Annotated in this window: 10 protein-coding genes; 2 read left to right on the forward strand and 8 right to left on the reverse strand. The window is 70.6% G+C overall.

Annotated elements, in window-relative coordinates; all coding sequences use genetic code 11:
* Positions 1-21: 21 nt before the first annotated feature.
* The 4 genes from P5G50_RS17510 to P5G50_RS17525 form a co-directional block, all read right to left on the reverse strand.
* A complete protein-coding gene (locus P5G50_RS17510) occupies positions 22-246 on the reverse strand; it encodes a hypothetical protein (RefSeq protein ID WP_301212841.1) in 225 nt (74 codons plus the stop codon).
* Between the two features lie 97 nt (positions 247-343).
* Positions 344-4219, reverse strand: a complete 3876-nt coding sequence (locus tag P5G50_RS17515; RefSeq protein ID WP_301212840.1) for a DNA-directed RNA polymerase subunit beta' — start codon at positions 4217-4219, stop codon at positions 344-346.
* Between the two features lie 49 nt (positions 4220-4268).
* Complete coding sequence (rpoB, locus tag P5G50_RS17520) at positions 4269-7766, reverse strand: DNA-directed RNA polymerase subunit beta (protein ID WP_301212839.1); 3498 nt, start codon at positions 7764-7766, stop codon at positions 4269-4271.
* Positions 7767-8040: 274 nt separating this feature from the next.
* On the reverse strand, positions 8041-9078 hold the full coding sequence (locus tag P5G50_RS17525; protein ID WP_301212838.1) for an SDR family oxidoreductase: 1038 nt from the start codon (positions 9076-9078) through the stop codon (positions 8041-8043).
* A gap of 42 nt (positions 9079-9120) precedes the next feature.
* Between P5G50_RS17525 and P5G50_RS17530 the strand changes: the two genes are divergently transcribed.
* The gene (locus P5G50_RS17530) at positions 9121-9987 is read left to right on the forward strand and encodes a spermidine synthase (RefSeq protein WP_301212837.1); all 867 of its coding nucleotides are present in this window, start codon (positions 9121-9123) and stop codon (positions 9985-9987) included.
* A gap of 17 nt (positions 9988-10004) precedes the next feature.
* On the opposite strand, the gene P5G50_RS17535 is transcribed toward P5G50_RS17530, so the two are convergent.
* The 4 genes from P5G50_RS17535 to P5G50_RS17550 all read right to left on the reverse strand — a co-directional run bounded on the left by P5G50_RS17535 (position 10005) and on the right by P5G50_RS17550 (position 13009).
* Complete coding sequence (locus tag P5G50_RS17535; protein WP_301212835.1) at positions 10005-10880, reverse strand: 5-oxoprolinase subunit C family protein; 876 nt, start codon at positions 10878-10880, stop codon at positions 10005-10007.
* Positions 10877-11494, reverse strand: coding sequence for a 5-oxoprolinase subunit B family protein (locus P5G50_RS17540; RefSeq protein ID WP_301212834.1), 618 nt, complete (start codon positions 11492-11494; stop codon positions 10877-10879). Before P5G50_RS17540 ends, P5G50_RS17535 begins: the two co-directional genes overlap by 4 nt.
* Positions 11491-12252, reverse strand: a complete 762-nt coding sequence (locus tag P5G50_RS17545) for a LamB/YcsF family protein (protein ID WP_301212833.1) — start codon at positions 12250-12252, stop codon at positions 11491-11493. Before P5G50_RS17545 ends, P5G50_RS17540 begins: the two co-directional genes overlap by 4 nt.
* A 142-nt stretch (positions 12253-12394) precedes the next feature.
* Positions 12395-13009, reverse strand: coding sequence for a CGNR zinc finger domain-containing protein (locus P5G50_RS17550; protein WP_301212832.1), 615 nt, complete (start codon positions 13007-13009; stop codon positions 12395-12397).
* A gap of 74 nt (positions 13010-13083) precedes the next feature.
* On the opposite strand from P5G50_RS17550, the gene P5G50_RS17555 reads away from it, so the two are divergent.
* On the forward strand, positions 13084-13698 hold the full coding sequence (locus P5G50_RS17555; protein ID WP_301212831.1) for a GNAT family N-acetyltransferase: 615 nt from the start codon (positions 13084-13086) through the stop codon (positions 13696-13698).
* Positions 13699-13706: the final 8 nt, after the last annotated feature.

Below are 13706 nucleotides of genomic sequence, written 5' to 3' on the forward strand. Positions count from 1 at the left end.
GAGGAGCGGCTGCTGGAGCGGCTAGCGGAGGCGGCCGCGGCGGCTGGCGAGGAAGACCAGCACCCCTGCCAGCACGGCGCAGCCCATCGTCGTCAGCCAGTACGGGAGGGTGCCCGCGGCGTGCCCGCCGACGGCCTGAGCGATGCCGACGACGAAGCTCACGATCGCGACGACGAGCGCCACGCCGGCGCAGCCGACCATCGCGCGGCCGGTGGTGTCGGTGTACTCGAGGAGGTGGCGCCACATGCTCTCATTCTCCCGCACCGCCGCGCCGCCGACGACGAACCCCGGGAACGACGAAGGCCCCCGGCAGAAGCCGGGGGCCTTCGTGGTCAGGCGCCTATCAGTTGTAGGTGCCCGGGGTGTAGTCGTCCGAGCTGAAGCTGTCGAAGTCGACGAAGCTCAGGTCGTTCTCGCTGAACGCGGAGTCGTCGGCGAAGATGCGGTTGGGGTACCGCTCCGCCTTGGCCTCCTCGGTCGCCTCCACCGAGACGTTCCGGTAGCGGGAGAGACCCGTGCCGGCCGGGATGAGCTTACCGATGATGACGTTCTCCTTGAGACCGATCAGCGGGTCGGACTTGCCCTCCATGGCCGCCTGCGTCAGGACGCGGGTGGTCTCCTGGAAGGACGCGGCCGACAGCCACGACTCGGTCGCCAGCGAGGCCTTGGTGATACCCATGACCTCCTGACGGGCGGACGCCGTCTTCTTGCCCTCCTGCAGCGCAGCGCGGTTGATCTCGTTGTACCGCGAGCGGTCGACGAGCTCACCCGGCAGCAGGTCGGTGTCGCCGTGGTCGACGACGGTGACCTTGCGGAGCATCTGGCGGACGATGACCTCGATGTGCTTGTCGTGGATCGGCACGCCCTGCGAGCGGTAGACGCCCTGGACGCCGCCCACCAGGTGCTTCTGCACCTCGCGGACGCCCTTGACCCGGAGGACCTCCTTCGGGTCGACCGTTCCGACGATCAGCTGCTGGCCGAGCTCGACGTGCTGCCCGTCCTCCACCAGGAGGGTCGAGCGCTTCAGCACCGGGTAGACGTGCGGCTCGTCGCCGTTGTCCGGGGTCAGGATGACCTTGCGGGACTTGTCCGTCTCCTCGATGATGATGCGGCCCGCGGCCTCGGCGATCGGGGAGGCACCCTTCGGGGTGCGCGCCTCGAACAGCTCCTGGACGCGCGGCAGACCCTGGGTGATGTCGTCCGCGGAGGCCGAACCACCGGTGTGGAACGTACGCATCGTCAGCTGCGTTCCGGGCTCACCGATCGACTGGGCGGCGATGATGCCGACCGCCTCGCCGATGTCCACGAGCTTGCCGGTCGCGAGCGAACGGCCGTAGCAGGCGGCGCAGACGCCGACCGCCGACTCGCAGGTGAGCACGGAGCGGACCTTGATGTCGGTCACGCCGGCGGCCACCAGCTTGTCGATGAGCACGTCGCCCACATCGTCGCCGGCCTTCGCCACGACGTCGCCGTTCGAGCCCACGGCGTCGGCCGCGAGCGTGCGGGCGAACACCGAGTTCTCGACGTTCGGGTCACGCGTGAGCGTGCCGTCGGCGCCGACCGTCGCGATCGGCAGGTCGAGGCCCTTGGTCGTGCCGCAGTCGTCCTCGCGGATGATGACATCCTGCGAGACGTCCACCAGACGACGGGTCAGGTAGCCCGAGTCCGCCGTACGGAGGGCCGTGTCGGCCAGACCCTTGCGGGCACCGTGCGTCGCGATGAAGTACTCCGCCACCGACAGCCCCTCGCGGTACGAGGAGATGATCGGACGCGGGATGATCTCACCCTTCGGGTTGTTCACCAGACCGCGCATACCGGCGATGTTGCGGACCTGCAGCCAGTTACCACGGGCACCGGACGTCACCATGCGGTTGATGGTGTTGTCCTCCGGGAAGTTGGCGCGCATGGCCTCGGCGACCTCGTTGGTGGCCTCGGTCCAGATCTTCACCAGCTCCTGGCGACGCTCGAGGTCGGTCGTGAGACCCTTCTCGAACTCGGCGTTGATCTTGGCCGCCTTCTGCTCGTAGCCGGAGACGATCTGCGCCTTGTTCGGCGGGGTCAGGATGTCGCTCAGCGACACCGTGACGCCCGAGCGGGTGCCCCAGTAGAAGCCGGCATCCTTGATCCGGTCGAGCGCGGCCGCGACCTCCACCTTCGGGTACCGCTCCGCCAGCGCGTTCACGATCGACGAGATCGTGCCCTTGTCGGCGACGGCCTCCACGTAGGGGTAGTCCGCCGGCAGCGCCTCGTTGAAGAGGGCGCGGCCGAGGGTGGTCTCCACGATGGCGGTGACCGGCTCGGTCCCCGTGTCCGCCGCGTCGGAGGGCACGTAGTTGTCGAGACGGATCTTGACCTTGGCGTTCAGGTGCAGCGTGCCCTGGTCCTTCGCGAGGATCGCCTCGGAGACCGAGGAGAACGCGCGACCCTCACCCTCAGCGCCCTCGCGGACGGTGGTGAGGTGGTGCAGACCGATGATCATGTCCTGCGAGGGCAGGGTGACCGGGCGGCCGTCGGACGGCTTCAGGATGTTGTTCGAGGCGAGCATCAGGATGCGGGCCTCGGCCTGGGCCTCCACCGACAGCGGGAGGTGCACGGCCATCTGGTCACCGTCGAAGTCCGCGTTGAAGGCGGCGCAGACGAGCGGGTGCAGCTGGATGGCCTTGCCCTCGACGAGCTGCGGCTCGAACGCCTGGATGCCCAGACGGTGCAGCGTGGGGGCGCGGTTCAGCAGCACGGGGCGCTCGCGGATGATCTCCTCGAGCACGTCCCACACCTGCGGGCGCGAACGCTCGACCATGCGCTTGGCGGCCTTGATGTTCTGAGCGTGGCTCAGGTCGATCAGGCGCTTGATCACGAACGGCTTGAACAGCTCCAGCGCCATCTGCTTGGGCAGACCGCACTGGTGCAGCTTGAGCTGCGGACCCACGATGATGACCGAACGGCCCGAGTAGTCCACGCGCTTGCCGAGCAGGTTCTGGCGGAACCGGCCCTGCTTGCCCTTCAGCATGTCGCTGAGGGACTTGAGCGCGCGGTTGCCGGTGCCCGTGACGGGACGACCGCGGCGGCCGTTGTCGAACAGCGCGTCGACGGCCTCCTGCAGCATGCGCTTCTCGTTGTTCACGATGATCTCGGGCGCGCCGAGGTCGAGCAGACGACGGAGGCGGTTGTTGCGGTTGATCACGCGGCGGTACAGGTCGTTCAGGTCGGAGGTCGCGAAGCGGCCGCCGTCGAGCTGGACCATCGGGCGCAGCTCCGGCGGGATGACCGGGACCACGTCGAGGACCATCGCGGCCGGCGAGTTGCCGGTCGCGAGGAACGACGACACCACGCGCAGGCGCTTGATCGCACGGATCTTCTTCTGACCCTTGCCGGTGGCGATCTGCTCGCGGAGCAGGTCGGCCTCGGCGTTCAGGTCGAAGGCCTGCAGGCGGCGCTTGATCGCCTCGGCGCCCATGTAGGCCTCGAAGTACAGGCCGTAGCGGTCGACGAGCTCGTTGAAGTCCGCGTCCTCAGGCTTGAGGTCGCCGACCTTGAGGGTGCGGAACGACTCCCACACGCGCTCCAGGCGGGCGATGTCCTCGTCGAAGGACTTGCGGAGCTGGCCCATCTCCTTCTCGGCGGTGTCCTTGACGCGACGCTTCTGGTCGGCCTTGGCACCCTCCTCCTCCAGGGCGGCGAGGTCGGTCTCGAGGCGCTGCAGACGCTCGGCGACGCGGGCGTCGCGCTGGTCGGACAGCGTCTTGATCTCGAGGCGCAGCTCGTTCTCGAGGCCCGGGAGGTCGGCGTGACGGCCGTCCTCGTCGACCTCGATCACCATGTAGGCGGCGAAGTAGATGACCTTCTCGAGGTCCTTCGGCGCCATGTCGAGCAGGTAGCCGAGACGGCTGGGCACACCCTTGAAGTACCAGATGTGCGTGACCGGGGCGGCGAGCTCGATGTGGCCCATGCGCTCACGACGGACGGAGGACTTGGTGACCTCCACGCCGCAGCGCTCGCACACGATGCCCTTGAAGCGGACGCGCTTGTACTTGCCGCACGAGCACTCCCAGTCCCGCGACGGGCCGAAGATCTGCTCGCCGAAGAGGCCGTCCTTCTCGGGCTTCAGGGTGCGGTAGTTGATCGTCTCGGGCTTCTTGACCTCGCCGTAGCTCCAGCGACGGATGTCGTCAGCGGTGGCCAGGCCGATACGCAGCTCGTCAAAAGTTGTTGACTCGAGCAAAGTTCCTTCTCTCCTATGGAAGATTCGTCAGTTGGGTCTGGCTACCGGGTCAGATCTCGTCGATCGACGAGGACTCGAAGCGGGAGGAGATGTTGATGCCGAGCTCCTCTGCGGCGCGGAAGGCCTCGTCGTCGGAGTCGCGCAGGCTGACCGTCTGGCCGTCCGCGGAGAGCACCTCCACGTTCAGGCAGAGGGACTGCATCTCCTTGATGAGGACCTTGAAGGACTCCGGGATGCCCGGCTCCTGGATGTTCTCACCCTTGACGATGGCCTCGTACACCTTCACGCGGCCGAGGATGTCGTCCGACTTGATGGTGAGGAGCTCCTGCAGCGCGTAGGCGGCGCCGTACGCCTCGAGGGCCCACACCTCCATCTCGCCGAAGCGCTGACCGCCGAACTGCGCCTTACCGCCGAGCGGCTGCTGGGTGATCATCGAGTACGGGCCGGTCGAACGGGCGTGGATCTTGTCGTCGACCAGGTGGTGCAGCTTCAGGATGTACATGTAGCCGACCGACACAGGGTCCGGGTACGGCTCGCCGGAGCGGCCGTCGAACAGCTGGGTCTTGCCGGAGGAGCCGATCAGGCGGTCGCCGTCGCGGGTCGGGAGCGTCGAGTCGAGCAGACCCGCGATCTCGTCCTCCTTCGCGCCGTCGAACACCGGGGTCGCGACCTTGGTGTTCGGCTCTGCGCTCAGCGCGGCCTCGGGCAGCTGGGCCGCCCACTCGGGGATGCCCTCGATGTTCCAGCCGTTCTTGGCGATCCAGCCGAGGTGGATCTCCAGCACCTGACCGAAGTTCATGCGGCCGGGGACGCCGAGCGGGTTGAGGATCACGTCGACCGGGGTGCCGTCCGCGAGGAACGGCATGTCCTCGACCGGAAGGATCTTGGAGATGACGCCCTTGTTGCCGTGACGGCCGGCGAGCTTGTCACCCGCGGTGATCTTGCGCTTCTGGGCGATGTAGACCACCACGCGCTGGTTCACGCCGGAGCCGAGCTCGTCGTCGCCGTCCTGCGCGTCGAAGACCTTGACACCGATGATGGTGCCCTCCTCGCCGTGCGGAACCTTGAGGGAGGTGTCGCGCACCTCGCGGCTCTTCTCGTTGAAGATCGCGCGGAGCAGGCGCTCCTCGGCGCTCAGCTCGGTCTCGCCCTTCGGCGTGACCTTGCCGACGAGGATGTCGCCGGGGCGCACCTCGGCGCCGATGCGGATGATGCCGCGCTCGTCGAGGTCGGCCAGGAGGTCCGGGCTGACGTTCGGGAGGTCGCGGGTGATCTCCTCCTTGCCGAGCTTGGTGTCGCGGGCGTCGACCTCGTACTCCTCGATGTGGATCGAGGAGAGGGTGTCGTCCTTCACCAGGTTCTGGCTGAGGATGATGGCGTCCTCGAAGTTGTGACCCTCCCACGGCATGAACGCCACGAGGAGGTTCTTGCCCAGCGCGAGCTCGCCGTTCTCGGTGGCCGGGCCGTCTGCGACGACCTCGCCCGCCTCGATCCGGTCGCCCTCGTCGACGACAACGCGGTGGTTGTACGAGGTGCCCTGGTTGGAGCGGTCGAACTTGCGGAGGTAGTACGTCTGGTACGTGCCGTCGTCCGCCATCACGGTGACTGCGTCGGCCGAGACCTCGGAGACCACACCGGACTTGTCGGCGGTGACCACGTCACCGGCGTCGATCGCGGCGTAGCCCTCCATGCCGGTGCCGACCAGCGGGCTCTCCGAGCGGAGGAGCGGCACGGCCTGGCGCTGCATGTTGGCGCCCATGAGCGCGCGGTTGGCGTCGTCGTGCTCGAGGAACGGGATGAGCGAGGTGCCCACCGAGACCATCTGGCGCGGGGAGACGTCCATGTAGCCGATCAGGTCGGCCGGGACGAGGTCGACCTCGCCGCCCTTCTGACGGGCGAGCACGCGCTCCTCGGCGAAGTGGCTGTCCGCGGTGAGCGGGGCGTTCGCCTGGGCGACGATGTAGTCGTCCTCCTCGGAGGCGGTGAGGTAGTCGATCTGGTCGGTGACCTTGCCGCCGACGACCTTGCGGTACGGCGTCTCGATGAAGCCGAACGAGTTGATGCGCGCGAAGGACGCGAGCGAGCCGATGAGGCCGATGTTCGGGCCTTCCGGGGTCTCGATCGGGCACATGCGGCCGTAGTGCGACGGGTGGACGTCACGGACCTCGACGCCGGCGCGCTCACGGCTCAGACCACCGGGGCCCAGCGCCGACAGGCGGCGCTTGTGGGTCAGGCCCGCGAGCGGGTTGTTCTGGTCCATGAACTGCGACAGCTGCGACGTGCCGAAGAACTCCTTGATCGCGGCGACGACGGGGCGCACGTTGATCAGGGTCTGCGGGGTGATCGCCTCGATGTCCTGCGTGGTCATGCGCTCGCGGACGACGCGCTCCATGCGGGACAGACCGGTGCGGACCTGGTTCTGGATGAGCTCGCCGACGGCGCGGATACGACGGTTGCCGAAGTGGTCGATGTCGTCGACGTCGATGCGGATGTCGGTCAGCTCGCCGTTACGGAGGCCCTTGATGGTGGTCTGGCCGTCGTGCAGCGACACGAGGTACTTGATCGTCGCGATGATGTCCTGGGTGGTCAGCACCGAGTCCGTCAGCGGGGCCTCGAGGCCGAGCTTGCGGTTGATCTTGTAGCGGCCGACCTTGGCGAGGTCGTAGCGCTTCGGGTTGAAGTAGAAGTTGTCGAGGAGCGCACGCGCGGCCTCGGCGGCGACCTGCTCGCCCGGACGCAGCTTGCGGTAGATGTCCTTGAGCGCCTCCTCCTTGGTGAGGACGGTGTCCTTCTCCAGGGTGGCCTCGATGGACTGGAAGCCGGCGAACTCGGCGAGGATCTCCTCGCTGGTGAGGCCGAGGGCCTTCAGGAACACGGTGACCGACTGCTTGCGCTTGCGGTCGATGCGGACGCCGACCTGGTCGCGCTTGTCGATCTCGAACTCGAGCCACGCGCCGCGGCTCGGGATGATGCGCGCCGAGTAGATGTCCTTGTCGGAGGTCTTGTCGGCGGCGGCCTCGAAGTAGACGCCCGGCGAGCGGACGAGCTGCGAGACGACGACGCGCTCGGTGCCGTTGATGATGAACGTGCCGCGCTCGGTCATGAGCGGGAAGTCGCCCATGAAGACCGTCTGGGTCTTGATCTCACCGGTGAGGTGGTTCATGAACTCGGCCTCGACGTAGAGCGGGGCCGCGTAGGTCTTGCCCTTCTCCTTGCACTCGTCGATGGAGTACTTCTTCTCCTCCAGGAACGGGTTCGTGAAGGAGAGCTGCATGGTCTCGCCGAGGTCCTCGATGGGAGAGATCTCCTCGAAGATCTCCTCGAGGCCCGTCGCGGCGGGAAGATCCTGACGGCCCTGGGCCTCGGCCTCGGCGACGCGAGCCTTCCACGCGTCGTTGCCGACCAGCCAGTCGAAGCTCTCGGTCTGCAGAGCGAGCAGATCGGGAACGGTCAGGGTGTCTGCGATCTTGGCGAACGAGAGACGAGAGGCGGCTCGTCCGTTCTTGGGTGTCTTGTCGGTGTTGGTTGCGTTGCGCGCAGCAGCCAAGGAAATAACCTCCGTGGGCCCCGTCGGGCCAGTTACTGTCGGTCAGGTGAGGGTGTGGACGAGGGCTCCCGGCCGGTCACGCAGTCGCCGTATCTGACCCGAGGAGTCGGGCCCAGGCGCGCGGGTGGAGGACAGAGCCGACCGCAATATGAAGGCAGAAGTGTGTCCGGGAGCGCAAAGAACAACTATATGTCAAACGGACGCGCCGTGTCCAGTCTTTTCTTGACCGACAACGCGTCGATGGGGTATAACCCTGCGCGCACGTCCGATATTCCTAGCGCGTCGGCTGCACCGGGAGGGTGTCGACGGTCGCGATGACGGCCTCCTCGCGGCTCCGCGGCTCCCAGCCGAGCACCCGTCCGGCCTTGTCTCCGGAGGCCCGTCGCACGACCCCGATGTCGCCCAGGGAGTCGCGCACCTGCCGGTTGAACGGCGCCGCCGCCTTGACCATCCAGTTGGGCATGAGTTTCGTGCTGATGCGGTGACCGCCCGCGGCGCCGAGGTGGCCGCGGATCAGGAGGGCGACCTCCTGAGCGCTCATGACCTCCCCCGCGATGGCGAGGAAGCGCTGCCCGGCGGCCTCCGGCCGCGTCATCGCGAGCAGGTGCAGCGCGGCGACGTCGCGCGCGTCCACGATGCCGAAGTGGACGTCGGGAAGGCGCGGGAGGCGTCCCTCCCGCAGCAGCCGGATCAGCTCCACCGAGCTCGAGACGTCGGGGCCGAGCACCGGGCCGAGCACGCCGACCGGGTTGACCGTCGCGAGCTCCAACGGCCCGCCTTCGCGCTCGATGAACTCCCACGCCGCGCGCTCGGCGAGCGTCTTGGAGCGCACGTACGGGCTGACCGGACGGCCGCTGTCGAGCTCGGTCCAGTCCTCCTCCGTGAAGGCCCGGTCGGTCGGCGCGTGGCCGTAGCCGATCGCGGCGAACGAGGAGGTGAGCACGACCCGCTGCACGCCGGCGTCGCGCGCCGCCCGCAGCACCCGCAGGGCGCCGTCGCGGGCGGGGACGACCAGTTCGTCCGGGTCCTTGGGCTGGCGGCGCGGGAACGGGGAGGCGACGTGAAGCACGTGCCGGCAGCCGGCGACGGCGTCGCTCCAGCCCGCGTCGCTGGTGAGGTCGGCGACGGCGAACGCCAGGCGGTCGCCCGGGTCGTCCACGCCTCCCGCGCGCAGCTGGGAGCGCACGTCGGCGGCGCGCGCCGGGGTGCGGATCGTCGTACGGACGTCGTAGCCGGCCTGCAGCAGCGCCAGCACGCAGTGCGCGCCGACGAAGCCCGACCCTCCGGTCACCAGGACGCGTTCGCCGCTCATGCGCCCATCCAACCCCCGTTTGCGCGGTTTAGGGTGGGAGTCGTGTCGCAGAACCCCTCCGTCGTGCTCGGTGAGAGCGGCTACCTCGCGGTCGTCGAGCCGGACCGGTTCGTGCCGGGGGCGTACCAGCTCGTGGTGGACGGCACCCCGCAGTCGCACGTGAACCTCGACGACCCCTCCCAGCTGTTCTTCGAGTACATCCAGCGGATGGGCAACGTCATCGACCTCATCGGCGAGCCGGGCGAGCCGATCACGGCCGTGCACCTCGGCGCCGGCGCGCTGACCCTCCCCCGCTACATCGCGCACACCCGGCCGGGGTCGCGGCAGCAGGTCGTGGAGCTGGAGTCGCGGCTGGTCGAACTCGTGCGCGAGAACCTGCCACTGCCGCGGTACGCCTCCATCCGCATCCGCCACGGAGACGCCCGCGAGGTCGTCGGCAAGCTCCCCGCGGGTCTGCGGGGAGCGGTCGACCTGCTCGTGATCGACATCTTCAGCGGCTCGCGGACGCCCGCGCACGTGACGAGCGTCGAGTTCTACCGGTCGGCGGTGTCGCTGCTCAAGCCGGGCGGGATCGTACTCGTCAACGTCGCCGACGGGCCTCCGCTCGCCTTCGCGCGCAGCCAGGTCGCCACCCTCGGCCAGGTCGTCGGCAACGTGGCCGCGCTCGCCGAGACGCAGGTGCTGAAGGGCAGGAGGTTCGGCAACGTCGTGCTCGTCGGCTCCGACTCCCCGCTGCCGCTGGAGTGGCTGCCGCGGCTGCTCGCGAGCGGACCGCACCCGGCGAAGGCGGTCGCGGGCGACGAGCTGCGCGCGTTCGTGGCGGGCGCGCCGATCGTGACCGACCAGACCAGCGTGCCGTCGCCTCCGCCCGCGCGGAACATCTTCCAGACGGGGACGCGGCGGGACTGACGCGAGCTCGGGCGCCGTCAGGCGTGCCGGAACGCGACCTCCTGCCCGGGCCGCAGCTGCGCGAACCTGTCGAGGGAGGCCGCGGTCACGACCGCGATCACCGGGTAGCCGCCGGTCACCGGGTGATCGGCCAGCAGCACGGTCGGACGGCCGTCTGGCGAGACCTGCACGGAGCCCGCGACCATGGGCTCGCTGGGGAGCTCGGCGTGGAGGCGGCGCTCGAGAAGGCTCACGGGCGCGGCGGCCGGCGGGTCGAGCCGGGCGCCGACACGGTTGCTGTCGGCTCCGATCCGCCACGCGGTGCCGTAGAAGGCGTCGAGCGCATCCGGCGTGAACCAGTCGGCGCGCGGGCCGCGGGACGCGTGCACCTCGACCGCGCCTGCGGCCGGTCGCTCGACCGGGACGACGTCGATCGCGGGCACGGGATGGGCGGCGAGGTCCCCGGCGGGCAGCACGTCACCGGCGGCGAGGGGCGCTGGGCCGAGCGAGGCGAGCACGTCACGCGACCGAGAGCCGAGCACGGGCGGCACGGCGACGCCGCCGCGGAGCGCCAGGTAGAGGCGCAGACCCGCGGTCGCGCCACCGAGGCGGAGGAGCTGGCCGGCCTCGGCGCGGTGCGGGAGGTTCGGGTCCAGCGGGCGTCCGTCGAGCGTCAGCGGCGCCTCCGCCCCGGTGACGGCGAACCAGAGCGGCGCGTCGACGCGGGCCTCGAATCCGCCGAGCAGCACCTCGACACCCGCCGCGCCCTCGGCGTTGCCGACGAGCCGGTTGGCCAGCGCGAGGGCGCCGCGGTCGAGCGCTCCCGACGGGCTCACGCCGAGGTGCGCGAGACCCGGACGGCCGAGGTCCTGCACGAGCGCGAGCGGGCCCGGGGCGAGGACGTGGAGGCTCATCGCGCCTCCCGGAACCGCACCACGGCACCCGGGCGGAGCAGGGCGGGCGGATCGGCCGACGGGTCCCAGAGCGTCGCGTCGGTCGTGCCGATGAGCTGCCAGCCGCCGGGACTCGTGCGCGGATAGACGCCGCTGAACGCGCCGGCGAGCGCGACGGCTCCCGCGGGCACCGCCGTGCGGGGCGTGCTGCGGCGCGGCACGTGGAGCCGGTCGTGGTCGGTCACGAGGTAGCCGAAGCCGGGCGCGAAGCCGCCGAACGCGACCCTCCAGACGGAACCCGTGTGCAGGTCGATCACCGCGCGCTCGTCGAGGCCCAGCAGCGCGGCGACCTCGGCGAGGTCGGGTCCGTCATAGCGGACGGTCAGCTCGACGGCCGGGCCGTCGTCGCGCGGGGTCGCGTCGGGCGCGGTGCGCTCGAGCCACGCGGCGGCCGAGGCGAGCGGCAGGAGGCGCGGGTCGAGCGTGACCCCGATGGTCCGGGCGGCGGGCACCAGGTCGACCACGCCCGGCGGGCGGCTGCGCTGCAGCGCGGGATAGAGGGCGAGCACCTCCTCCAGTCCGTCGACCTCCACGAGGAGCGCGCGGTCGCCCGAGGGGAGGATGCGACGCGTCATGCGAACGCGGCCACCGGGATGCCGGCGGCGTCGAGCCGGGCGCGGACCGCCTCCGCCATCGCGACCGCGCCGGGGGTGTCGCCGTGCACGCAGAGCGAATCGACCTCCACGGCGATGTCGGTGCCGTCGGACGCGGTCACCCGGCCCTCTGCGGCGAGCCGGAGCGCGCGCTCGGCGATGCCGTCGTCGCCGTGCAGGACGGCGCCGGGCTCTGTGCGCGGCACGAGCGTGCCGTCGGGCCGGTAGGCGCGATCGACGAACGCCTCGCGGACGAAGCGCAGTCCGGCGCCGGCCGCCGCGCGCTCGATCGCGGACCCGGCCAGCCCGAGGAGGGCGAGGCCGTCGTCGAACAGAGCGACCGCCTCGGCGACGGCGGCGGCCTGGGCGGCGTCGGTCACGATCCGGTTGTAGAGGGCGCCGTGCGGCTTCACGTAGCGGACCTCGGCACCGGCGACGCGGGCCACCCCGACCAGAGCGGCCAGCTGGTACAGCACCTCGTCGCGGAGCTCGGTGGCGGGGACGTCCATCGCGCGCCTCCCGAAGCCCGCCAGGTCGCGATAGGAGACGTGCGCGCCGATCGCGACACCGCGCTCGGCGGCCGTGCGGCAGGTGGCGAGCATCGTGCTCGGGTCGCCGGCGTGGAAGCCGCACGCGACGTTCGCGCTCGTCACGACGCGCAGCATGGCGGCGTCGTCGCCCATCCCCCAGGCGCCGAACGCCTCGCCGAGATCGCTGTTGAGGTCGACGGAACGCGTCATGCGTCCATTGTGGCGGACGGCCGGGCCGCGGGGTCGTTCTCCACCGGCCGGCGATCGAGTGGGCGCAACACGCCGTCTGGGCCACGCTCCTGACGGCGTGTTGCGCCAAGGCGATGGAGCGGCAGGGCGGGACGGCGGACGGTCAGCCGGCGACGCGGGAGGCGCGGGCGCGGTGGGCCCGCACCTTGGCGCGGTTGCCGCAGCGCTGCATGGAGCACCAGCGCCGGTTGCTGCTGCGCGAGGTGTCGAGGTACACCAGCTCGCAGTCGTCGGCGGCGCACTCGCGGATGCGGCCGCCGACCTCCGGCCCGAACAGCCGCACGGCGTCACGCGCGATCGAGCCGAGCGCCTGGTGCGGGCGGGCGTTGGTCCGGCCGGCCTGGCGTCCGCCGCCGGCGAGCACGGGCGGGATGTCGGGCGTCGCGGCGAAGAGGTTCACGACGTCGACGTCGTCCGGGGCGAGCGGCTCGCCGCGGCTGGCGCTGCGGGCCAGGCGGCCGATGGCGGCGCGGAGGGTGCCGGCGTCGCGCAGCTCGCGCTCGCCTGCGGTCGGCGCCACCTCGGGGAAGCGCTCGGTCAGCCAGGCGTTCAGCCCCTCGGGGTCGGTGACGGCCGGTGCGGAGATACCGCCGACGGCCTCCTCGCCCGTGTATGCGAAGTCGAGCGCGAGCGAACCGGAGTCGAACCACCAGGGCGCTCCGTCGCCGGTGTCGAGCAGCTGTCCGGTGCCGCGGGGGAGGATCGAATCGGTCGCCATAGCCTCGAAGACCCTATCGCACCGCGGGGTCGCCGCCCGGCCGTCGGCGTGCTCCGCGCTGCCATACTGAACGGATGACCGCCTCCCGCCCCGATCCCGCCGCCGTGCTCGATGGCCGGCTGGTGCGGCTGCGCGCCCTCACGCTCGACGACCTGCCGGACCTGTTCGATGCGATCGGGCGGCCCGAGGTGTTCGCCGGAGGCTGGGGAGGCGGCCCCGCGGCGTACCGCGACACCTACGAGGAGTGGCGCGACTTCATCCTCGGCTACCTCGCCTGGGGCAGCGGCAACGTGACCGCGGTCTGCCTCCGGGACGGCGACCGGCTGGTCGGGACGACGACGCTCGGCGACTTCGACCTGGTCAACGGCTCGGCGCACATCGGCTGGACGGCCTACGCGCCGGAGGTCTGGGGAACGTCCGTGAACGCGGAGACCAAACGCCTGCTGCTCGGCACCGCCTTCGATCACGGATTCGAGCGCGTCAAGCTGCAGGCCGACGTGCTGAACGAGCGCTCGCGCGCGGCCATCCTGCGCCTCGGCGCGACCTTCGAGGGCGTGCTCCGGCACACGCAGCCGCGCGCGGACGGGAGCTGGCGCGACACGGCGGTGTACTCGGTCCTCCGCGAGGAGTGGCCGCGGGTTCGCGACGGGCTCGACGCCCGGCTGGCGGAGGCTGCGGCCGCCGAGTAGGGGCAGCG

It is taken from the genome of Leifsonia williamsii (assembly GCF_030433685.1).
Taxonomy (GTDB): domain Bacteria; phylum Actinomycetota; class Actinomycetes; order Actinomycetales; family Microbacteriaceae; genus Leifsonia; species Leifsonia williamsii.